Origin of the sequence: uncultured Salinisphaera sp., assembly GCF_964012375.1 — a bacterium.
Classification (GTDB): Bacteria; Pseudomonadota; Gammaproteobacteria; order Nevskiales; family Salinisphaeraceae; genus Salinisphaera.
In genome coordinates, this window is the sequence record NZ_CAXGSH010000030.1 from 1 (window position 1) to 22993 (window position 22993).

The window sequence follows — 22993 nt, forward strand, 5'->3', positions numbered from 1 at the left end:
CAACACTTGCATGTGCCGAAGCGCGTGCTTTGCGGTATTTTACGAAGGGGTCGAGCACGCGGGGGCGCGATACGCACACATGAGCGATCGCGTATCACAGTCCGTATCCATTAAGTCAGGACACCCTATGACCCAAAATAAAAGCTCGAACATCGTCTGGCATGAAGGCACCGTCAGCCGTAAGCATCGCGAACAGCTCAACCAGCATCGCGGCTTTACCATCTGGTTTACGGGCCTGTCCGGCTCGGGCAAATCCACGCTGTCCGTGGCGCTCGAGGAGCGGCTTTATCACATGGGCTGTCGAACCTATCGCCTGGACGGCGACAACGTTCGCACGGGTTTGAATCGCGACCTGGCATTCAGCCCGGAAGACCGCATCGAGAATATTCGCCGCATCGGCGAAGTGGCCAAGCTCTTTCGTGACGCCGGCCTGATCAATCTGAGCGCCTTCATTTCGCCTTACCGGAGAGACCGCGACATGGCCCGCAACCTGTCGCCGCGCGGCGAGAACGACTTCCTGGAAGTGTTCGTGGACGCCCCGTTGGAGGTGTGTGAGCAGCGCGACCCTAAGGGTCTGTACAAGAAGGCCCGCGCCGGCAGTATTCCCAACTTCACCGGCATCAGCGCACCGTACGAGGCCCCCGAACACCCGGAAATTCATGTGCGCACGGGCGAAACCAGCATCGAGCAGGGCGTCGAACAGATCGTTGCCTACCTGATCGAGCACGACTATATCGAAGCCGGCCTAGCCGATACCTCGCGTCGCGCCTAACGCGCCCGCCGCGTCGCTCGTAGGTTGGATTAGCGCAGCGTAATCCAACAAAGAGCGAAGCCCCCGGCGTCGATTCCAATCCGCAAAGCCTCGAAAGCCCAAGAGGCCGCCCATGTTGGCTTACGGCCTGGCAGCCTAAGCCAACCTACGCCAGCCGACGCGGCCTCGACCCGGCGTAGCCGTAGGTTGGATTAGCGCAGCGTAATCCAACAAAGAACGAAGCCCCGGCGTCGATTCCAATCCTCAAAGCTTCGAAAGGCCAAGAGGTCCGTACCGCGTTGGCTTACGGCCTGGCGGCCCAAGCCAACCTACGCCAGCCGCCGCGGCCTCGACCCGGTGTAGCCGTAGGTTGGATTAGCGAAGCGTAATCCAACAAAGAAAGAAGCCCGTAAAACCGCGTTAAATCCACGCGCCAAAGAACCGCACAGCCGCCGCTTCGCGCACCCCAAACCCGAACAACGCCGCCACACGACAGCCAACCTACCCGAAACTTTCCCGGCCGCCGGCCGATACCCGCGCTGCGTTCATATCCGACGGCCGTCGCCTCATGCTAGGCTTCGCGGCATTCCGAAATCCGCTTTAATCGATCAACCGAATGTTTTCACCCATGACGCGATCGCTGTTTTCCGGTTTGCTGGTACTCGTTCTGGCCGGCTGTGCTCTTGGCCCCGGCCGCGGTGGCCCAAGCGCCAAGGTTATCGGCGAAAGCCAGTACTGCGGCACCACGTCGCAGGATTCCAACGCCCTGTATTTCGGTAACCCCACCGAGTTCGGCAACTGGATCGACTATCGCAGCATCAGCGAATTCAGCCCGAGCATGGCGTCGCCCGACGGCGTAATCGTCGTGGAAATGGGCCAACGCCCGACCGGCGGTTATTCGGTCGCGCTGGACAAGAACAAAACGGCCATCGAAAACGACACGCTCACCATTGGTATGGACTGGAAGGCGCCCCGTCTGGACGCGGCCGTCAGCCAGGCGTTGATTGCCTCCTGCGTGGCCATTCGCCCGCCGGCAGGCGAATACGACAAAGTGCGCGTGGTCGACCAGCTGGGCAACCTGCGCGGCGAGGCGAACATCACGCCGTAAACCGGCAGCTATGGTCACGCCGGCACATCAGCGTATCTTGCGAGTGCGCTGGTCCGGCCCTGGCGATGTACGGCCAGCCCCCGTGATTGAATTCCCCTGACTCCCTTCGACTATGCAAATCCAAAGCGTTCTTTGTGTATGCACCGGCAATATCTGCCGAAGCCCGTTGGCAGAAGGGCTGGTGCGCCGCGACGCCCCGCAAATGCAGGTGGCCTCGGCCGGTATCGGTGCCGTGGTGGGCGGCAAGATGCCCGAGCCGGCCGCGGCGATCGCCGTTCGAGAAGGGCTATCGCTGGAAGCGCATCGCGGCCAGCAGGTCACCCGCCCCATGCTGCAATCCTTCGAGCTGGTGCTGGTGATGGAAGCCGGGCAGAAAGACTGGCTGTGTGCACAGTATCCCGAATGCCGCGGCCGTGTATTTCTTACATCGCATTGGACCGGCGGCGCAGACATCGTGGACCCCTATCGTCTAAGCGACGACATATTCGAAACCGCCTATGCTGAAATCGACAAAGGCGTGGCCGCATGGCTGGCCCGTTTGCAGCCGGCGAGGGCTAAAAGCCAGGGCGCGGGCTGAAGCAGTCATAAAATTGTCCACGGTCAGCGCTCTATAATTCGCCCAGCGCAATTTTTTGGGGTGTGCGCAGCACAGTTCGCGTAAACTGGCGGTGTTCAAAAAGCAGGGCGGCAGGCGCGCGTCATACGTCCATAACGAATTCAGGGGAATGACAAACATGGCGAACTTGGGTGAAGGGGGCGTGCCAAAGCACGCACGTCATGGCGTGATGCGTTGGGCGGTGGCCGGCCTGCTGGCAACCGGGGTTCTGGCAACCACGGGCTGTGCGCTGCCCGGCTACAGCTCCGATGCCATGGATAGCGGCAGCTGGTACAACTTCGGCGGCAACGACAGCGCAGCCACCTACGACGAAGAACTGTCCAAGCAGGAAATCGACTACGAGCCCCGCGTGCTGCAGATCACGCCCTGGCTTATTCGCCACCAGCAGGAAATCGCCGCGTCCAAACCGCTCGGCGAAGCACAGCAGCGTGTGTCCACGGCGCCCACCGAGGTCATGAACTACACCATCGGCCCCGGCGATGTGTTGCAAGTCATCGTCTTCGGCCATCCCGAACTCACCAACCCGGCGGGCGTCACGAACAACGAGGGTATTCAGGGGCAGCTCGTCAGCGCCGACGGCAATATCTACTACCCCTATGTGGGTGAGGTGAACGTCGAAGGTATGACGCTCAAGGAGCTGCGCCAACGCATCTCCAAAGGCCTGTCCCGCTACATTCGTGAACCGCAGGTCGACGTGCGCGTGCGCGAGTACCGCAGCCAACGCATCTATATTTCCGGCGATATCGCCAAGCCCTGCACCGTGCCGTTTACCGACGTCACCCTTACGGTCCTGGAAGCCCTCGACCAGTGCGACTCGCTGGCCACGAAAGAGGGCGGTGGCGTAGGCGTGCAGAACGTCATCCTCATTCGCGAAGGCGAATCGACGCCGCTGGATTTGAACGAGATTTATTCCAGCGGCCGTCCCGTGCCGCTACGCCCGGGCGACCGTCTGCTCATTGATGACAGCGCAAACCGTATCTTCATGGTGGGCGAATTCAGCAAGCAGACAGCTCTGCCGTACTCTACTGGCGGCATGTCACTCAGCGATGCAATGGCCGACGCAGGCGGCGTGCGGCTTGATAGCGCAGATACCAGTGCGATCTACGTGATCCGCGGGTTCGTGGATAGCCAGCCCTCCCGCGACGGCGGCGTTAAAACCGTCATGCGGCCGAACATCTACAAGCTCGACGCCAGCAAGGTCAGCGGTCTTCTGCTGGCCAACCAGTTTGAACTCCAGCCGCGCGACGTGGTCTTCGCTGCACCGGCGAGCTTCGTGAACTTCAACCGTGCGCTCGCGCTTATTCTTCCGTCGCTCAATGCGATCACGCAGAGCTACTATCTTTATGATCGCGTGAGCCGCGACAATAACTAGACGAGACGATTTTGGTAGCAGCAGAGGACAAGCGCGATTCCAAATCCGCTGACGATGAAAAAGAGATAGACCTTCGCGAATATATCGGGATTGTTCTAGACGGTTGGCCGTGGATCCTTGCCTTTGCGATCCTCGGCCTGCTGCTCGCGACGTATTTCGCTTGGAAAACACCGCCGGTGTACCAGGCGACGTCGCTCATGCGTGTCGAACAAAGCCAGAACATGGCGCCGCAGGCGTTCATGGAGCAGCAAGTTGCAGCGCGCGGCTCCGGTATAAGGGCCGTGAGCGCCGAGGCGACGGTCATCCGCTCGCGCTCTGTAGTAGGTGACGCGGTAGACGACCTGCATTTGCGTGTGCGGGCACAGCCTGCGTACTTCCCGGTTATCGGCGAGCCAATTGCGCGTTTCGTAACGGCCAATTTCAAGAACGGCGTGAATGTACCGTTCTTGGGTGGTTATGCCTGGGGCAACGAGTCCGTCAACGTCACGCGCATTGAGATGCCAGATACCGTCAACTCGGCGTCGTTTCAGCTCGTCGCGAACGAGAACAACCGTTTCACGCTACTGACCCGCGGCGGCGAGCAGGTTCTACAAGGCGCAGTAGGCACCACCGCATCTGGCCAGGCGCCGGGCATCGGTCCGATGAAAATCTTCGTTGAAGCGCTGCACGCCAAGCCGGGCACCCACTTCAACGTGAGATACGTACCGCGGCCGGCGGCTATTGGCAGCCTGCAGTCTAAGCTTACGATTGTAGAGCAGCCGCAAGGGTCTGGCCTTTTGAATCTCACGCTGCAAGGCAGTTCGCCGGCGGAGGCCGAGCGTCGGCTGGATTCCGTCATGACGGCGTATATTCAGCAGAACGTAGAAAAGCAGTCGGAGCAGGCGCAACGTCGTCTCGACTTCCTCAAGCAGCAGCTTCCCGAAATCAAGGAAGAGCGCGACCTTGCAGAGAACAAACTGCGCGATTACCAGACCGAAAGCGGCACGCTGGACTTGAGTGCGGAGGCAAACTCCGTACTGCAGCGACTCACCAACATTGATCAGCAGATCGCGCAAACCGAACTGCAGCGCCAGGAGCTGTTGCAGGAGTTCACCCAGCAAGCCCCACAGGTGCAGGCCGCCAACGATAAGCGCGCCAGCCTGGTGCGCCAGCGCAATGAGTTGCAAGGTCAGCTCAAGACGCTGCCTAAGGCGGAGTCCCAGCTTCTGCAGCTGCGCCGCGAGGTCGATGTCAATAACCAGCTCTACACGCAGTTGCTGAACACTTCCCAAGGGCTGGAGATTACCAAGGCCGGTATTACGGGCGTATCGCATATTGTCGATAGCGCATACGCGAGCAGCGGGAAGATTGCGCCGAAGCGCGGCTTCTGGCTGGTTATCGGCCTATTAGCGGGCGTAGTCGCAGCGATCTTGCTGGTCATCACGCGCGCGCTCCTCCGCGTGACAGTCGACGACCCGAACGAAATAGAGTCGCAATACGGGTTGCCGGTTTATGCGACCGTCCCTTTCTCCAGCTGGGAGACAGGCAGCGCCAATCGTAAGGGGCAACTGAGTCTTTTGGCCGTCAATCGGCCGGACGATCCGACGGTGGAAAGCATCCGCAGTCTGCGGACCAGCTTGCAGTTCGCCATGATCGAGGGCGACACCAAGTTCATCGCGATTACCGGCCCGACGCCGGGCTGCGGCAAGAGCTTCATCGCTGCGAATACGGCTGCCTTGATCGCACAGACCGGTGCACGTGTACTCCTCGTCGATGCGGATTTGCGCCGCGGGCAGCTGTTCCGAGCATTCGGCGTTAAACAGGGGCCGGGATTCTCCGAGGTATTGTCTGGAGACGTCGCGATCGACGATGCCATGCAGGTTTCCGGAATCGAAAACCTGGATTTGCTCACCACCGGCAAGCGCCCGCCCAATCCGGCCGAGTTGCTGGTATCTCGCCGATTCAACGAGATGAAAGCCGGCTTGGAGAGCCGTTACGACTACGTGCTGTATGATCTGCCGCCCATCCTCAATGTGACCGATGCCAGCATTGTGGCCAATAACGTAGCGGCTACATTCCTCGTGGTGCGCAGCGAGCACAGTACCGGCCACGAAGTGGATCAGGCGATTCGACGCATGCATCGCGACGACCTGAAATTGACGGGCGCAATCTTCAACGGCCTTCGAGTTGATCGCCGGCGCTACGGCTACAGCAAGTACGGTTATTACGCCTATCGGTACTAGTGCGAAGACCGCCCCCTCGCAAGCTGTAGGTCGTCATGAGTCTGACGGATAATCTGGCCCTCTCGACCTTCGCGAGAGTCAAAAGCTAGGCGTATCACTGCGGAGACTGACAGGTTCATCTGGCACGGCTTTGTTCTTGCGCTCTGTGCTGCCCCCTCGCCGACTAACGAGCTTACATATGGGTGCTCGGAAAATAAAACCAGTACCTGTGTATCAATGAGATGTCTCCTCGGTGGCGACTGCTGGCAGGCGACGTGCCTCTCACGCCCGGAAGCGCCCTTATATGTTTAGCAAAGAGAAGCCATGGTCGGTGAGCACAAATACTGTGTGGCGGGGGATGCTGACCCTTGCGGTGGGTAGCGGAACAGGACGGTTAATAGCAATTTGTGCAATACCACTCCTGACTAGGATCTACACGCCGTCAGACTATGGTGTGCTCGCCGTATTTGCTTCATTCGTCAATATTCTCGTGCCGGCATTTACACTACGTTATGAAATAGCGTTGCCATTGCCGCGCCAAGACGGGCTAGCGATCAATATACTGTTGCTCTGTAGCGCAATAATGTGCGCCTTCGGCATAATCGCTACCGTCGCACTGTTCTTATTTTCAGAATCACTCTTACCGTTGCTAGCCGCGGACGAGCTTCTTCCGTTTTGGTGGATAATTGTTCCGGGCGCGATGGGCGTCGCAACGTACGAAATGCTCGGGTTATGGGCTACGCGCAGACGCGCCTATAAAGTTATCGCCAGAACGCAGCTCACGCAGTCATTAGTTGGTGAAAGCCTAAAAATATTGCTGGGTTTGCTCTCGATAAAGCCCCTTGGCCTTATAGCGGGACAAGTCGCCACTCAAAGCGGTGGTATCGGATATTACTTATCGTCTTTTGTAGAGGACTTGAGAAATTTAAGTCGGCGACTAAGCGTCAAAAGAATTCTGTTCGTAGCTGGTTACTATAAAGATTTTCCGATCTATCGTTTTCCTTCGCAACTTTTGCTCGTCTTTTCAGTGCAGGCGCCATTACTCTTCTGCGCATCAAGCTACGGTTCTAACGCAACTGGTCATCTCGGCCTTGCGATTATGTCGTTAGGGCTGCCGATAAGCTTGCTCGGCCGCTCTATGAGCAGGGCTTTCTACGCGGAAATCGCGGCGTTAGGACGAAACCGTCTAGAAGAAATACGAGCCATTTCTTTGAGTGTTCAGAAAAGAATGTTCGTGATAGGCGCGCCGGCAGTAGCGATATTGTTCTCTCTCGGACCGGATATTTTTAGAGTTGCGTTTGGTAAGGATTGGTACGATGCGGGTTTATATTCGTCCTACTTATCGGTTTTCTTGTTATTCCAGTTGACCTCGGCGCCGTTAGTACAAGTTTTCAATATCTTTGAAACTCAACGCGCTTTCTTTCTGATAAATCTCGCGCGACTCTTGGGTTTGATTGTCCTTTTTTTCCTGACAAGTCTGCTTGAAATCGGGATTCGCCATTTCGTTATGGCCTATAGCGCCTACATGACACTTTACTATCTATTTGTCAGTTTTCTCGTATTCCGCTATTTGTCTCCGAGTCGCGCGTAGCATTCACGTGCGCCGATGATTTGAATACCGTAGCGCACTAAACTTATGAAACTACTTATAACTCGCATCGAGCAGCTAGCGCTAGCAGGAATGGGCCCTAGAGTAAAAGCTTATGTAGCACTGATGCGTTATTTTCGAGCGAAAGGCATGCCTAAGCTGGCTAAGTTTGTTTCGGCCCGACTTCAAATTGCGCATGGTGTCTTTATATCAGCTCAGGCGGAAATTGCACCTAATGTAAAATTTCCCCATCCGACGGGGATAGTTATCGGTGATGGCGTCAAGATCGCCGCCAACGTGACCATATACCAAAATGTGACTTTGGGGGCCGCTAGGTCGGGCGAACGTTGCAGTCGGCGCTACCCTGAAATCTGTTCGGATGTAGTTGTATTTGCGGGCGCGACGGTAGTTGGAGCAGTTACGGTGGGGACAGGCGCTGTAGTGGGGGCTTCGGCGGTTGTTATAAAGGATGTGCCCGCGGGAGCTACTGTGGTCGGATCACCTGCGCAGGTTGTTTCCCAAAAAGGCGAAAGTTATGTCGGAAATTAAAGTTCTTAAAGTCGAGAAATCGACATTAAATGGTGTCGTATCGTTGAGCGGCGCGAAAAACAGCGCGCTGCGAGTTCTCGCCGCCAGCCTCCTCACCAATAGCGATGTGACGTTCAGTAATTTTCCCGTTCAACTCCTGGATGCTCAAATTCACTTTGAGATGTTAGAAGCCTTAGGGAAGTCGGTGGAAGCTATTTCAGATGAAGAAATACGCGTTTCGGAAGACCGGCAGCTGCAAAGTCAGCTCGACTGGAGCGGCCGGTCCATTCGTAATACGCTTCTTATTCTCGGGGCGCTTACGGCAAGGCTGGGCGAAGGCCGGGTGCCGTTGCCGGGCGGCTGTCAGCTGGGCGAGCGAAAATACGACCTCCATGTTTCTTTATTACAGGTTCTCGGCGCTGAGGTTTGGGAAGAAAATGGGTACTTGTGCGCGGCCGCTCCGCGCGGGTTAGTGGGTGCCGATATTAATTTACCTATTCGGTCTACCGGTGCGACGGAGAACGCTATCTTAGCTGCTACCCTCGCACAGGGCGTTACACGAATCTGGAATCCGCACGTGCGGCCTGAAATTGTCGACTTGGTGGCCTTTTTGCGGAGTATTGGCGCGCGTATCGACATCTACGGCCAGCAGCATATAGAGATCACTGGCGTCGAAGGGCTCGGAGGCGGCGTGCACCGTGTGATCCCTGACAATATGGAAGCCGTTACATGGTTGACAGCGGCTAGTATCACGTCGGGGGACGTAGAAATCTGCGGTTTCCCGTATGATGACCTTGAAGTCGTATTGGCGCACTTGCGCGCAGCGGGTGCGCGCCTTTACAAGGGTGAAAGTTCGTTGATTGTTCGGGGCGGCACCTGCTATCCGGTGGAAATTAGCACCGGGCCGCACCCGGGAATTAATTCGGATGTTCAGCCATTGCTCGCAGCATGGGCAGCTGTCGCTACTGGAGAGTCGCGGATTATCGACCTCCGATTCCCGGGGCGGTACGGTTACGCTGGTGAAATGGCGCTCATGGGTATGGATTACAAAATCGACGGCGAGATGTTACGAATATTCGGAAAGGGTGGCGGTTTGCAAGGTGCAACCGTCAAAGCGCTTGATTTACGGGCGGGAGCTGCGCTTGCGCTTTGTGGTTTGACGGCGCACGGTGAAACGAGTATCCACGACGCGTGGCAGATCGACCGAGGCTATGTAAATTTCGCTCAGAAATTGGCTAGTTTGGGTGCGAATGTTGAATTCTGATTCGGTTTCCCGAAAACACGAAATCGGTTCTGATTTAGAGCGTCTGGCTCCAGGCGCGGTGTTTATAAACGCCTCTCTTAAGCAAATTAGCCGATGGCGAGTAGGTGGCACCGCCGATATCCTCGTGCGACCGAAGTCTCTCGAACAGCTATGTAGGATAAGAGCATGGCTCGCGATTGCGGGAGTTCGGCCTTTGGTTATTGGGGCGACAAGTAACCTTCTGTTCGCGGATGAGGGGTTGCGAGCGGTTTGCATACAATTGGGAAACTCTTTGGCAAACGTTCAGATTGCTGGCGATATGGTGCGTGCGGAATCGGGAGTCTGGGTACCGACGTTAGTCAGAACTATAATGAAGGCGGGGTTGACCGGCGCGGAACATATGGCTGGTATACCGGGAACGCTTGGGGGCCTCGTCTGTATGAATGGGGGCAGCCAGAGGAAAGCGGTGGGGCTCGCGGTATGTGAGGTTACTAGCGTCTCACGGAATGGAGAGCTTATTCATCGGGAGGGCGATGATTGCGGGTTTGGCTACCGCCAATCCGTCTTTCAATGCAATGGCGAAATTATAGGCGAGGTGGTTCTGAGGTTTGAGCATTCACACGACCGCGCGGAGGTGAGACGGGAAATACTTAGCATACTTCGTTCACGTAGAGCCAAATTTCCTCAAAAGCAGCCGAATTGTGGCTCTGTGTTTAAGAGTAATCCGACGATGTATGCTGAGGTTGGCCCGCCTGGCAGTATTATAGAAAAGCTTGGCTTTAAAGGGATCCGGTCAGGGGGAGCAGTCGTTTCTGAAACGCACGCTAACTTCATCGTCAATGATGGAGGCGCGAGCGCAGTAGACGTTTTAAACTTAATAAAAATAATTAAAGCAGCCGTACAGAAACAAACCGGCTATGAGCTCGAGTCAGAGGTGCGATATGTCAGGCCTAGTGGCGAAATAGTAAGTGCGGACGCCGCGATATCAGAAATTTAAGGGACGTTCACGATTAGATGGTTAACATCAACCCACAGGTAGTAATTGTTTGTGCATGGTTCAACCGTGCCGACTATATTCGTGCCACAGTTGACGGGCTACTTGCCCAAACATTTGATAGCTACGAAATAGTTGTGGTGAACGATGGGAGTACAGATCCCAGGGTTAGAGAGGTATTGGATACATATAATGATGGGCGCCTCAAAATTATCCATCAAGAGAATCGCGGTTTTGTAGCTTCGCTGAAGACCGCTATTTCAGCTTCCAGTGCCCCGTTCGTAGCTATTCAAGGCGCCGGAGAACGCTCTCGCCCTGATCGGATTCGAAAGCAATGGGAATGGCTATCCAAAAATAGCGATTCGGTTGCAGTTAGCTGTCAAACTACGCGTGTTTCTGTGCTGCACGATAAGCGAATTGAGCAGCCGCTGGCTAAGCTCAAAAAACGCCACTTAGAGCACTCAGATTTCTTATCTACGGCACCTGTCGTCCATGGCTCAGTTATGTTTCAGCGGACGTATTACGATTCCGTAGGCGGGTATCGCGAGTTTTTTAGATTCGCTCAAGACCAAGATTTGTGGTTACGCATGACGGAGTTAGGGAGCTTCGGCGTCATCGACGATGTTTTATACGAACGTTGGATCATTCCTGGCGACAGTGTGTCGACGGATACCGAGAAACGGATACTCCAGACTCGTTTGAGTGAGTTCGCTCGCCAGTCTGCACTTGATCGCGCCACTTATGGCGTTGATATACTTGAGAAGTACGGTGCTCAAGGTGGCCTTTTTCTAGCACCTACTAAAAAAACAAGTAAATCGCTAGCAAAAAGTTCAGTAAAATACCTACTAGCGAACGAGTTAGAGAGCGCGAACGCGCTTTGTCGCATGGCGCTTCGTGACCGGCTATCGTTAGAGGCGTGTGTCGCGTGGCTTGCAGTCGTGGCAAGCCGGCGAGCTCCGGCAATTGATAGCCTGCTCGCGTTTGCTTTAAAAAAATTCGGTTTTTCTACGGTAGACCGAAAGCCAGCTGCTCCGTTCTCTAAGAAGTAGTAATTCGGTTTGGCATAGCTTTGTTAATGCAAAACGGCGGAAAGCTATTCAGGTTGTGCTATGTAGTTGGTTTTGTCTAACGCTCGGACTACATAGCTAGGATTATTTTCTGCAATAGTTTCTTTCGCTCTGCGCAAAGCATCGCCTGACAGAGCTTCGAAAATGATGACAGGGCTGAGACGTTCGATAAGTGCTTGCGCTCCACCCAAGACTTCCGCCTCGGCTCCCTCGACATCAACCTTCATTAGCACCCTGGAAGGATTCAAAGCTTCGATCTGTGCTAAGAACTCATCGAGATAGTAGCACTTTACGACAATCGTATCTTTGTAATTACCGGGTTGTGCGTCTTTATAATCGAGAAGAGTACTTTTTCTGCCATACTCTTCGCGGGCAAATTCGCGTGTCCCGGAGGTTTCGCCGGCGCAACCAGGCGCCACAGTAATTTTCCCTGCAAGTTTGTTGAATTCGATATTTCGCCTTAGTAACGAGAGATTACGTGGATCGGGCTCTATGGCAATAACATTGGCGCCCATTGACGCCGCCCGTATGGTCCAACAGCCGAAATTCGCGCCGACGTCAATAAAGACGCAGTCAGGGCCAGCCAACGATGAGCGAAGCGCTTGTTCCAACGCCTTTTCAAAATTAGATACGAGTGTTCTTCCATCAGCTAAGCTTCCGACATAAAAGCTAAGCCCATTTCGGGAAATTTTTAGAGGATGGCTATCAAAAGAATAGGCGGAAGAACGCCCCCGCACGCCGGTAAGTACCAGCTCTTTACAAAGGACGCCGAAATTATTCAAATTCGGCCGCGAGGCGAGCAGTAGCTTTCGAGTGTCGTTAGATCGGGCTAACAGAGTTTTAATTGGTCTCATTTTGTAAGCTGTTTATGTTTTAAAGCAGGTGGGGCCGCGAGGCGTCATGAACTTGTAAATTTAACGATTATACGACGCGACGAGCCGAACAAGTCAAGCGCATTTTGCATGTACGTAAGGTCTGCGAGTTGGCGAGCTTGATTTTGGCGCGTGGGCCGGAGACAGGGGCCATTGGATTTCATGTAATATTGCGGTTGGCTAACATGCTGGTAGTTGATAATGGTAGGCCGTCGGCATTGTTCGCGGACCGTGGCTAAACGGGTCGGTAGGTGCGTGTGAAGAGCACTGCATTGCAGAGCGCGTTATTAACGTCTTGGGGTTGAGGATAGATGGTTCATGCGCGCCCGATAAGGGTCCTCCATATTTGCAACGTATATTTTCCTCATGGTTCTGTCGAAAGTATCATTGATGCGATAGTCGCCAAGAGCGACTACGGGTTTTTGCATTACGTTGCGACGCTGGAACGCCCGTCGGTCCATGTTCTGCCATGGTCGGAGGCGGTTCAGAAATACGGGCATAGCATTCGAAAAATTTGCATCGAGAGCCGATATAACGCTTTCAAAGTTCTAAGCCGGCTTAGAAGGTTGTGCCGCGAGCATGAGGTCGATGTTCTGCACTGTCATATGGGCTGGTCATTAGTAATTGGCCGTGCGGCTTCATTGATGCTTGGTATGCCGCTTGTGATTACGTTTCACAGTGAATGCTTGCGGTACAACGCCGCAGTTCGATGGTCTTTAAAACTCTTGCCCAGGAGAAACTGTACGTATATTGGCGTATCTAACGCGGTAGCGGATCAGTGGGCGCGGTGGCTTAAATATCCGGTGTGGTTAATCGGGAATCCTCTCAAGCTTAGTGTTTGTTCAGACAGCCAACTTCAACAGCGTAGCGCAAATCATGTGCGACTAGTCGTGGTAGCGCGGTTGACGCCCGTCAAACGAATTGATCTTGCGATCCGCCTGGTTAAGGCGTTGGTTGATCGTGGTGCGTGCCCGCAGCTGACTATTGTGGGGGCGGGGAGCGAGCTTGTACGGCTGAAAAAGTTAGCTAATTCGCTGGGGATCACGCGTCATTTGGAGTTCGTCGGGTTTCAATCAGACGTTACCCAGTGGCTAGACGATGCTGACTACTTTGTGCTGTCGTCCGACTATGAGGGTTTTTGCATGGCTGCGATAGAGGCCATGGCTAGAGGCGCCCTCGTGGTCACGCATCAACTCCCTGCACTCGCCGATTACGCGGAAGATAATGCGACGGCAATAGTCACCCGATGCAGGGACGTGGAGAGCTGGGCCGAGCGCATTCTGGAGCTCCAAGAAACTCCAGAGCGACTTTTAACAATGAAACATTCTGCTAGACAGGTGGTTGCGGAGAAATTTCGGGTTGAGTCCGTAGTCAAAAGATACGAGGCGGTCTACCGCAACTCAGCACATCGCGCGGCAACCTAGGCTCGATTCATTTTTTAGCTATTTGATGGCTTAGAGTTATCTCCCTGCTATACCGACGTAGTGATCGGATGCATATGCCTTATTTTACTTCGATTGTGTTGAGCGCCGTAATCATCGCGATCGGCCTGCTTGCTACTGCGGTGGTTTCAAGGCGGAAAACGCTTGCGACTCTGGCATGCTTTTCCTTGCTCTTTAAAGCGCTGGTCATGTGCGTTCATGAAAAAACTGGCTTATTTGGCTCCGCAGATATCGGCGACTACTGGGACTATTTTGCGGCTAACCCTATTTGGCTTTCTATCGTAAACGATAGCGGTATAGAGCGTCTTTCGTCTTTTTATGCGAGCCTGTATGGCGGGCCGCTATACGCGATATTCGATACCGATAGCTACATAATTATCCGGTCGATTAACGTAGTGTTAGCTACTTTGGGGTGTGTATTTTCACTTAAAATATTTGAAATAATAGTTGGGAGGCCTGCACCAAGGTATTCGGCCGCTTTATTATTGTTTTGGCCCTCGCTAATAAGGTTTAGTATGGAGCTGGGCCGAATGCCGATCACCATAATGCTAGTCGGTGTGACCGTTTATCTTGCACTACGTCTACACGTAGATAGAAATGGTCGGCTAGCGAAGTTCGTATTGTTAATTCCGCTTTCATTGATCTTGGTTTTACTCCGTCCGCCTTACGGCTTTATCGTTTTTAGCTTCGTCCTAGGTCTGCTCCTTATATCTGCGCTACGGATTTGGAAGACTAAGCGTGGAATGCTCGCTCTGGTTTTTCTCTGCCCTATTGTAGTTATCACCGTTTTCGGCGGGGCTTACGGCTATAATAAGGTATCCAGAGAAGGCCAGATGGTAAGTTTAGACGCTTTGCAGCAGCGTAGCGAGCGAGATATCGACGCGGGGTCAACTTATTTAAAAGGGTTTTCGATCCGGAATCCCATAGATATGGTTTGGTATACACCCCTTTTCGGGTTTTATTTTCTTTATTCTCCGCTACCCTGGAGTACGCCGTCATTTAATCCGTTTTATTTCGGCGTTATGGCTGAAAGTATGCTTTTATTGGGCTTTACATTAATAGCGCTCAGGCGGCGTTCAAGGCGTAGCTCTCGGCATGTATCCCAACGTACAGGTCTCTATGCACTTATTTGCGCACTAGTGTTCTCGGGTTTGGTTTTTGGTTCCGGTGTTAGCGTAGCCGGCCAGGCGGATCGATATCGTTTGCCATTGACTATGTTGGCAATCCCTTTTCTGGCTTATTTTTCGAATCGAAGGCAGGTCATGCGTCTAACTTATTCTCGTCAAAAATTGTCTTAATCGGAAACGGTATTTTGCTTTGAGTGGGGTGGGGAAAACGAAAATATGGCCAATATCCAAACGCCATCGATCGGTATAGTTATAACCACATTTAACGCTGCCACTTGCATTCGACGAGCCGTCGAGTCGATTTGTTATCAATTAGCGGCGGTTGATGAGTTGATCATCGTAGACGATGGGTCCACGGATGAGACCGTATCCGAGTTGAAACTCTTATGTGAAAATCAACCGAATATTAGGTTGATCGAAATGCCGCGTGTTGGCCGCGCGGGCGCGTTAAATATTGGAGTTGCGGCGTGTAGCGCAGACGTGGTGGCAATCCAGGATGCTGACGACTATTCTTTACCCGATCGATGTTCGGCGATACGTAACGTTTTCGCGTCAGATACTTCCGACGTCGTGGCATTTAGTTACTACGCTAAGGACGAAGCCACCGACGAGACGTGGCTTCGGCATCCGCCTAAATGCCACGAACAATTGGTAAAAAAGCTTGCCAATGGCGTCCCGATTTGTCACACCGCGGCTGCATTTAGACGCGAAGTATGGCGGGTTGTCGGTGGTTATCCTACCAACACGCCAATGATCGTCGATTTGCCTTTCTGGATCGGTGCGGCTAAGGCTGGCTTTAGGTTTGCCGGTTCGTCGGTGCCCGTGGCGGTTCACCACTACCACCCACGCTCTAACTTCACTGCAAACTTCAACCGTGTTGCACGAGCACGGGTGCTGTTATCGCATAACTTTGCTGCCTACTTGGCTTTCGGGCGCCCCGGCCGAGAGTTCAGCGTAGCATTAGTCCGTTTTGTCTCTATATTGCTACCGAGAAAAGTTCGGGACGGTGCGCGCGTGGCTTATACACGTAATAAAGATACGTAATGCGTTCTGTTACCTGTTCATCGAAGTTAAGTGGTTGCAGTCACTGAATCTGGCATATATAGGTTTAGCGTTGCCCGGTTGACTTGGGTGTCGCTAAATCGCTCACGTGCGATTCGTGTCGATGCTACTGACATATTCGCTCGTTGTTCAGGGGGGCATTTTAAGAGTTTAGCTAAAGCGTGATTGAGCGAGTCAACGTCTTTGGGCGAAATTCGGAAGCCGTTAACTCCCTCTTCAACGAGGTCGTCACACGCTGGAATAGTCGTTGTTACGACGATACAGCCGGCAGCCATTGCTTCCAAGAGTACTTTCGGGGTACCTTCACGGTAGTAGGTCGGCAATACGACGATGTCGGTCATCGCAAGTAATGCGGGCATGTCCGCATAGTGACCGAGAAATTCGTGGTCTTCGTGCGTCCTTAGTTCATCGACTTCCGCTTCGCTTAGTGAGGATGGGTTTCCTGGATAGGGCTCGCCCGCTATGCGGCTTGTGAATTCCCAGCCTTCTGCCTTGAGCCGAGTGGTCGCGGCGAGATAGTCACGTATGCCTTTTTCCTCTATTAGGCGACCGCAAAACAGTAGCCTTAGGTTGCCGTCGCTCGACGGCTGGCGCTTTTCGGGGTTGAAGATTGCGCAATCGACCCCGGAGCCACGGATAACGCTCGTTCGTTCGAGTGGAAGCAGCTTTTGTTCCACGAATTCCTGTCGATCGAATTCGTTCTGGAATATGAGGTGTGCTCGGGACACCTTCAGGCCAAGCCGCAGCCCTGCGATCACGAGCTGTTTCAGCAGCCGAACGCTCAGCCGGTTAGAGGTGAACAAGTAGCCCATTCCGGTCAGGGCGCCGATGAATCGCGTGTTGCGACTGAATGGCGCCGCGAGGCATCCATAAAGCACGCATTTAAGGGTGAACAGATGGGCAACGTCCGGTCGTTCTTTTCGGAACAAGCGGATCACTTTATAGAGTGCGCCAAGTTCGCGTAGCGGATTCGAGCCTTTCGAATTGAGCGGCAGCGTTTCTACGGGCCAGCCTTCTTCAGCTAGCGCGGTCGTGTAGCCGGCTTCGCCGCAAGCCAGGCGAACGTGCCAGCCGTCCTGGCTGGCTCGTTTGAGCAGGTTCTTGCGAAAGTTGAAGAGGTACCAGTCGGTATTTGCAAGGTACAGGACCGTCTTGCAAGTTTTTGATCCGGACTCTGGCTGATCGGTAGCATTCATGCGTTATTCGCCTTGTGGCCTTCGTAGGTTTGAGGCGGGGGCATTCTGTTCATCGTGGGCAACATGGGCGTCGATCCAGGCCGGATTATCCAGCATCCATCTAAGCGTGCGTCTGAGGCCGCTTTCGAGTGTTTCATTGGGGCGCCAAGCCAATTCGTTTTGCGTCTTTGTGGCATTGATTGCGTAGCGATGGTCGTGCCCTTTGCGGTCTGGGACAAATTCGATGAGCCGTTCGCGCGCACCGATACCGGGGGCAGGGGCGAGCTCATCGAGCATGCCGCACACACGGCGTACGAGGTTGAGGTTGGTCCACTCCTCATGCGCGCCGATATTGTACCGCTCCCCGGTTTTGCCGTGCTCGAATACACGCACGAGGGCGCGTGCGTGATCTTCGACGTAGAGCCAGTCCCGAACGTTATTACCGCGCCCGTATAGCGTGATCGGCTTTCCGTGTAACGCGTTGATGGCCGTCCGAGGAATGAGCTTTTCCGGGAATTGCCAGGGCCCGTAGTTATTGGATGAGTGGCTTATCACCACGGGTAGGCCATAGGTGCGATGCCAGGCTCGGACCAGATGATCAGCGCTTGCCTTGCTGGCCGCGTATGGCGAATTGGGGGCGTAGGCGCTGTTTTCGGTGAACAATCCCTGGTCGCGTAGCGAGCCGTACACCTCGTCCGTCGAGACATTAAGAAAACGAAATACGTTACGACGCGGGTATTCCAGCCGCTCGTAGTAAGCGCGGGCGGCTTCGAGCAGCTCGAAGGTGCCGACGATGTTGGTGGTGATGAATTCGTCGGGGCAGGCGATCGACCTGTCGACATGCGACTCTGCTGCAAGGTGAATGATGCCGTCGGGCTGATGGACTGCAAGTGCGTTGGCGAGCGCGTGCCGATCACGGACATCCGCACGCTCGAATATGTAGCGGGGACTTTGTGAGGCGTCTTCGAGTGCGCCGAGGTTAGCCGCATAGGTCAGTGAATCAATATTCACGACCGCGTGCTCTGTTTCTGCGATGAGGTGCCGGATTAGGGCGGAACCGATGAAGCCGGCGCCGCCGGTTATAAGAATCTTCATTGCATAGATGGTCTTGTAGGGGTGTGCGCCTCGAGCGCCGCTATATTTTGCCGGCACGTTCAACTTTTTGCCTTGGCCGGCATCACACGACGCAACGGCTTGGGCGCAGCTAGGTGAGCGTATCGCAGGAAGTGCTGTTACGTGTTGACGCTCGATGCAAACGATTGGGAGTGGCGTCAAATTCCGCTAGCATCGCGGGCGATTCTATTCACTGACGAGTTCCGTGGTTCGCGTCCGAGCCGGCTCTTTCTAGAGGGGTGAAGCATGTTTGCGGTTGATCAGCTCGACGATACGGTATCGATCGCCGTGATTGGTTTGGGCTATGTGGGCTTACCGCTCGCTGTCGCCTTCGGGCAGCATTACGACACGCTCGGTTTTGATATCGATTCGCGACGTATCGGGCAGCTTGCTGATGGCCAGGATCTTACGCGCGAGGTGGATGAGGCGGATCTTCGTCATTCTGCAGTGCGCTTTTCGGCCGATGCTGGCGCGCTTGCCGACGCGAACATCTATATCGTTACGGTCCCGACGCCTGTGACCGACGCCAAGGTGCCGGACTTCGGGCCGTTGATGGCGGCCTCTCGCACCATTGGGCCTTATTTGAAAGCCGGCGATATCGTGGTTTATGAGTCCACGGTTTACCCGGGCGCGACCGAAGAACGGTGCGTGCCGATTCTCGCTTCACTCTCCGGTCTGGTATTCAACGAGGGCTTTTTCGTGGGCTATAGCCCGGAGCGGGCCAATCCTGGGGATGCCGCGCACGGCCTGGCAAATATCACCAAGGTCGTCGCAGGCTCGACCGAGGCAGTCGCGGATCGGCTAGTCGCGCTTTACGGCACGATCGTGCCCGCGGGCATTCATCGTGCTTCGAGTATTGCGGTAGCCGAGGCGGCGAAGGTAATCGAGAACGTGCAGCGCGATATTAATGTGGCGCTGGTTAACGAGCTGTCGATGATCTTCACGCGGCTCGGGATCGATACCGAGGAGGTATTGAATGCGGCGGGCACCAAGTGGAATTTTCTGCCGTTTCGGCCCGGTCTTGTTGGCGGTCACTGTATTGGTGTGGACCCGTATTATCTGACGTATAAGGCGCAGGCTGCGGGCTACCATCCGGAAATGATTCTGGCCGGACGGCGTATCAACGACGGTATGGGTCGCTACATCACGCATGAGGTCATTCGTCTCATGCTTCGGCGCAAGATCCAGGTGCATGGCGCGCGCGTGTTGATGATGGGCATTACGTTCAAGGAGAACTGCCCGGATATTCGCAATACGCGCGTGGTGGATATCGTCCAGGAGCTGGCAGAGATGGATGTCCTGGTGGATGTTTATGATCCCTGGGCCGATGCCGACAAGGTCGAGCATGAATATGGTCTGCGTACCGTCGAGTCGCCTGCGGCGGGTACCTACGACGCTGCAGTCGTCGCCGTTGCGCATCGAGAGTTCCAGCAGATGGGGGCTGCCGCCATTCGTGCGCTTTGCAAGCCCGACCATATTGTTTACGACGTGAAGTACACGTTTCCGGCGAATGAGACGGACGGGCGGCTGTAGGACGATCCGCGCCTTAGTGCGTCGTTAGCCAAGTTGTTTGAGTGGGACGCGCTGTGTGCTTGCGTTGCTTTGTTGGCTTACGGCCTTCGGCCTAAACCAACCTACGGGTTGGGTTGTGTTTCCTTCCATGATGGGCGCGGCGGTTTCGGTGGGCCTGCACGCGTATAATATGTGGCTCGCTGCGGTTGGCTTGCCGCGGGTTTTCTATCGATCGGCAGATTGGGCTTATGAAGGTACTCGTCACCGGCGCGGCCGGGTTTATTGGTTCGCATGTCGCGCATTTGTTACTGGATCGCGGGGAGACAGTCGTCGGCGTCGACAACCTGGACCCGTATTACGACCCGGCGCTCAAGCAGGCACGGTTGGATCGGCTGATCGCGCGGGACGGATTCGAGTCGGTCCATATGAACATCGCTGATCGCGAGGCCATGCCGGCGCTGTTCGAGGCGCACAGCTTCGATGGGGTGGTGCATCTGGCGGCTCAGGCCGGCGTGCGGCACTCGATTACTCATCCGCACGACTATATCGATAGCAACGTGACGGGCACCTTGAACGTGCTCGAGGGATGTCGGCATACCAAGGTCGGGCACCTCGTGTATGCGTCGACGAGTTCGGCCTATGGGTTGTCTACCGACATGCCGTTCTCGCCGCAGGGCACGGCTGATCATCCGGCCGCGATCTATGCGGCATCCAAGCGCGCGAACGAGTTGATGGCGCATTCCTATTCGCATCTGTTTGGATTGCCGACAACGGGACTACGCTTCTTTACCGTGTATGGGCCCTGGGGCCGGCCGGACATGGCGTTGTTTCTGTTCACGCGCAAGATGCTTGCTGGCGAGCCTATCCCGGTGTTCAACCACGGTAAGCACCGGCGGGACTTCACGTACGTCGACGATATCGCCGAAGGCGTGGTACGCATCCTCTACAAGCCGGCCGAGCCGGACCCGAACTGGTCGAGTGATGCGCCGACGCTGGGTACCAGCTGTGCGCCGTGGCGAATCTACAACATTGGCAACGGCGATCCGGTGCCGCTGATGGACTATATCCATCGGTTGGAGGAATGCCTGGGTATCGAAGCAGAAAAAGAGATGCTTCCCATGCAGGCCGGCGATATCGAGGCGACCAGCGCGGATGTAACGGGCTTGTTCGAAGCCGTGGGGTACCGGCCCCAGATCCGCGTGCAGGAGGGGGTGAAGAACTTCGTGGAATGGTATCGCGGGTACTACGAAGTTTGATTGTTCCGTCTAAGAAGCGATCGTAACAGGCTGATCAGATTATTTTTATTTCTTTATTTTTCGGCTTGTGCGGGGGCTTGGTCGCTCGAAGGATGAGCGGGCTCGATATCAGACTGGGGCGGTCGCTTTTATCGACGGCTTAATTAAGTGCCGTAATCGGGCTTTATAAGTTGCCGGGTCATTTGGGGGCTGTGTTTTTTGGCGGCTTACGCTTCGCTAAGCTGACCTACGGATAGGGTTCCCGGTAATTCGGGTGGGCGGGGGCGTTGCAGGCCGAGATGGCGATGCTTGCATTGCCTGTTTTGGACGACTTGGCGGGGACGAGTCTTTGCTGGCCGGCTTCGGATTCGAGGGGACTGCCAGGCGGCGCGAATTTGCGCATTCTTGCGGCATTTGACGGGCAGGGTGTCTACGACCGCCAATAAGGTGGGTAACCAGGGGTGCACGCCGCGCCGCTTGATAATCGACATGAGGGCCAGTCGGCAAGCCGCTGAATTATAGGCATGACTTCCGAGCCCAAAGGCTCCGATCGGCGCTTGTGTTTGGGTGTTATTTCCCACGGCCGGGCGCAATGCCACCGCCCTATTAAGGTGGCATTCAAGCAACCGTCATAATGTCCGTTGTAATATTTCGCCGCGACAAGAGCCAATACTGGTTTGTACGAGGGCTGAACGGTAGCTGTTTCACTATGATCAACACGTTTATCGGCCTCATTGCGTTCGCCTTGAGCGCGGTTGCAATACTTGTATTGCGCCCTCTGTGTCACAAGATCGGCCATGTCGATCACCCCGGCGGCCGTAAGGCCCACTCGCTGGCGACGCCGCTTTGTGGCGGGGTTGCCATCGCGCTGACCGTGATGTTGCTTGGGATTGGCATGGTGCCGTCGCGTCAGTTTGCCGGTTTTGCCTTCGGTATTACCGTACTGCTGGTGCTCGGCGCGCTCGACGACAGGAAGCATGTGCCAGCGCCGGTACGGCTCGCGCTGCAAACGCTGGCAGTCGGTGCGGGCATGTGCTTTTTCGGCGAGGTGTACTTGCAGAATCTCGGCGCGATTTTCGGCGCCGAGGATTTCGAGCTGGGTGGCCATGCGATCTGGTTCAGCATCTTTGCCGCGGTCGGCATTATTAACGCCGTGAATATGGTCGATGGCATGGACGGCCTGGCCGGCGGTTTCTCGGTGATGATCGTGGCGACGATTCTCGCGCTGGCCGCGGGCACCAGCGCGGTCAACGTCGTGCTGCTTTGCGTGACGCTTGGCAGCTTACTGGGTTTTCTTGCCTTCAATCTTCGTATGCCGTGGCAGAAGCATGCCCGCATTTTCCTGGGCGACGCGGGGTCTCTGGTGCTCGGCTTCATTCTGACCTGGTTCACCATCCAGGCAGCCCAGGGCCCGCATGCCGTGATCGAACCCATTACGGCCGTGTGGTTGTTCGGGCTGCCGCTGGCCGACACGGTGTATCTGATGGTTTCGCGGGTGATGCGCGGCAAGAGCCCGCTGGCAGCGGACAGCTACCATTTTCATCATCTGCTCCAGCGCCTGGGGCTGAGCCCCGGCTGGGCACTTTATGTGTGGCTTGCCGTGGCTGGCGCGTTCATGGGCACGGGACTGGTAACCCAGGGGCTCGGCGTGAGCGAGTCGGCGCGATGCGCCGTGTTTATGGTGGTCTTTGCCTGCTATTGCCTTGCCACCAACGCGCTCTGGGCGCGCGTGCGCCAGCGCGTTGCGGCGCCCGCCGTCTAAGGGTTAATACTGACGACGAGAATCGTCAGTTTTATGACCGAAACTGTCACTTTGGCGTCAATCGTGGTGATGCCTAGATCGCCCACGCAGTTTGACCCCGATCCCGTCCTAGAAAAGTCATATTTTCTCTTTTTGCAGTGCGTTTCCGTTTCGGTTTCGTGCTAGATTGTCTGGCGTTGGGTATCAGCAATACCCGACGGTTTGGGGGACATTACAGAAGAGGCA

19 protein-coding genes are annotated in these 22993 nt (G+C 55.2%); 16 read left to right on the forward strand and 3 right to left on the reverse strand.

Annotation, left to right across the window (positions count from 1 at the left end):
• Positions 1-127: 127 nt before the first annotated feature.
• The 10 genes from cysC to ABNU97_RS07180 all read left to right on the forward strand — a co-directional run bounded on the left by cysC (position 128) and on the right by ABNU97_RS07180 (position 11450).
• Positions 128-772 (forward strand): adenylyl-sulfate kinase, encoded by a 645-nt coding sequence (gene cysC, locus ABNU97_RS07135; protein WP_348766064.1) that lies wholly within the window; start codon positions 128-130, stop codon positions 770-772.
• Between the two features lie 607 nt (positions 773-1379).
• Positions 1380-1859 (forward strand): protease complex subunit PrcB family protein, encoded by a 480-nt coding sequence (locus ABNU97_RS07140; RefSeq protein ID WP_348766065.1) that lies wholly within the window; start codon positions 1380-1382, stop codon positions 1857-1859.
• A gap of 112 nt (positions 1860-1971) precedes the next feature.
• The gene (locus tag ABNU97_RS07145; protein WP_348766066.1) at positions 1972-2436 is read left to right on the forward strand and encodes a low molecular weight protein-tyrosine-phosphatase; all 465 of its coding nucleotides are present in this window, start codon (positions 1972-1974) and stop codon (positions 2434-2436) included.
• 157 nt (positions 2437-2593) lie between these two features.
• Complete coding sequence (locus ABNU97_RS07150) at positions 2594-3847, forward strand: polysaccharide biosynthesis/export family protein (protein ID WP_348766067.1); 1254 nt, start codon at positions 2594-2596, stop codon at positions 3845-3847.
• An 11-nt stretch (positions 3848-3858) separates the two neighbouring features.
• Complete coding sequence (locus ABNU97_RS07155) at positions 3859-6069, forward strand: polysaccharide biosynthesis tyrosine autokinase (protein WP_348766068.1); 2211 nt, start codon at positions 3859-3861, stop codon at positions 6067-6069.
• Between the two features lie 283 nt (positions 6070-6352).
• Positions 6353-7639, forward strand: a complete 1287-nt coding sequence (locus tag ABNU97_RS07160; protein WP_348766069.1) for an oligosaccharide flippase family protein — start codon at positions 6353-6355, stop codon at positions 7637-7639.
• 45 nt (positions 7640-7684) lie between these two features.
• Positions 7685-8185, forward strand: a complete 501-nt coding sequence (locus tag ABNU97_RS07165) for a hypothetical protein (protein WP_348766070.1) — start codon at positions 7685-7687, stop codon at positions 8183-8185.
• The gene (locus tag ABNU97_RS07170; protein WP_348766071.1) at positions 8172-9428 is read left to right on the forward strand and encodes a UDP-N-acetylglucosamine 1-carboxyvinyltransferase; all 1257 of its coding nucleotides are present in this window, start codon (positions 8172-8174) and stop codon (positions 9426-9428) included. Before ABNU97_RS07165 ends, ABNU97_RS07170 begins: the two co-directional genes overlap by 14 nt.
• Positions 9415-10404, forward strand: a complete 990-nt coding sequence (gene murB, locus ABNU97_RS07175; RefSeq protein ID WP_348766072.1) for a UDP-N-acetylmuramate dehydrogenase — start codon at positions 9415-9417, stop codon at positions 10402-10404. The genes ABNU97_RS07170 and murB overlap by 14 nt, the downstream gene beginning before the upstream one ends.
• A 17-nt stretch (positions 10405-10421) precedes the next feature.
• The gene (locus tag ABNU97_RS07180; RefSeq protein ID WP_348766073.1) at positions 10422-11450 is read left to right on the forward strand and encodes a glycosyltransferase family A protein; all 1029 of its coding nucleotides are present in this window, start codon (positions 10422-10424) and stop codon (positions 11448-11450) included.
• Between the two features lie 44 nt (positions 11451-11494).
• Here the strand turns inward: ABNU97_RS07180 and ABNU97_RS07185 are convergent, their stop codons facing one another.
• The gene (locus ABNU97_RS07185) at positions 11495-12250 is read right to left on the reverse strand and encodes an FkbM family methyltransferase (protein ID WP_348766074.1); all 756 of its coding nucleotides are present in this window, start codon (positions 12248-12250) and stop codon (positions 11495-11497) included.
• Between the two features lie 401 nt (positions 12251-12651).
• Here ABNU97_RS07185 and ABNU97_RS07190 point away from each other — a divergent pair, with 401 nt between their 5' ends.
• The 3 genes from ABNU97_RS07190 (at position 12652) to ABNU97_RS07200 (ending at position 15953) form a co-directional block, all read left to right on the forward strand.
• The gene (locus ABNU97_RS07190; RefSeq protein ID WP_348766075.1) at positions 12652-13764 is read left to right on the forward strand and encodes a glycosyltransferase family 4 protein; all 1113 of its coding nucleotides are present in this window, start codon (positions 12652-12654) and stop codon (positions 13762-13764) included.
• Positions 13765-13832: 68 nt separating this feature from the next.
• Positions 13833-15080 carry a hypothetical protein gene (locus ABNU97_RS07195; protein ID WP_348766076.1) on the forward strand — a complete coding sequence of 416 codons (1248 nt, stop codon included), beginning with the start codon at positions 13833-13835 and terminating at the stop codon, positions 15078-15080.
• 45 nt (positions 15081-15125) lie between these two features.
• Positions 15126-15953, forward strand: a complete 828-nt coding sequence (locus ABNU97_RS07200; RefSeq protein WP_348766077.1) for a glycosyltransferase family 2 protein — start codon at positions 15126-15128, stop codon at positions 15951-15953.
• A gap of 26 nt (positions 15954-15979) precedes the next feature.
• Here the strand turns inward: ABNU97_RS07200 and ABNU97_RS07205 are convergent, their stop codons facing one another.
• Positions 15980-17167, reverse strand: a complete 1188-nt coding sequence (locus tag ABNU97_RS07205) for a glycosyltransferase family 4 protein (RefSeq protein WP_348766078.1) — start codon at positions 17165-17167, stop codon at positions 15980-15982.
• Positions 17168-17170: 3 nt separating this feature from the next.
• The gene (gene rfbB / locus ABNU97_RS07210; protein ID WP_348766090.1) at positions 17171-18241 is read right to left on the reverse strand and encodes a dTDP-glucose 4,6-dehydratase; all 1071 of its coding nucleotides are present in this window, start codon (positions 18239-18241) and stop codon (positions 17171-17173) included.
• 264 nt (positions 18242-18505) lie between these two features.
• Here rfbB and ABNU97_RS07215 point away from each other — a divergent pair, with 264 nt between their 5' ends.
• From ABNU97_RS07215 to ABNU97_RS07225, 3 genes are all read left to right on the forward strand, one after another.
• Complete coding sequence (locus ABNU97_RS07215) at positions 18506-19792, forward strand: nucleotide sugar dehydrogenase (RefSeq protein WP_348766079.1); 1287 nt, start codon at positions 18506-18508, stop codon at positions 19790-19792.
• A 227-nt stretch (positions 19793-20019) separates the two neighbouring features.
• A complete protein-coding gene (locus ABNU97_RS07220; protein ID WP_348766080.1) occupies positions 20020-21027 on the forward strand; it encodes an NAD-dependent epimerase in 1008 nt (335 codons plus the stop codon).
• Positions 21028-21715: 688 nt separating this feature from the next.
• Positions 21716-22768 carry an MraY family glycosyltransferase gene (locus tag ABNU97_RS07225; protein ID WP_348766081.1) on the forward strand — a complete coding sequence of 351 codons (1053 nt, stop codon included), beginning with the start codon at positions 21716-21718 and terminating at the stop codon, positions 22766-22768.
• The last annotated feature ends 225 nt before the right edge of the window (positions 22769-22993 follow it).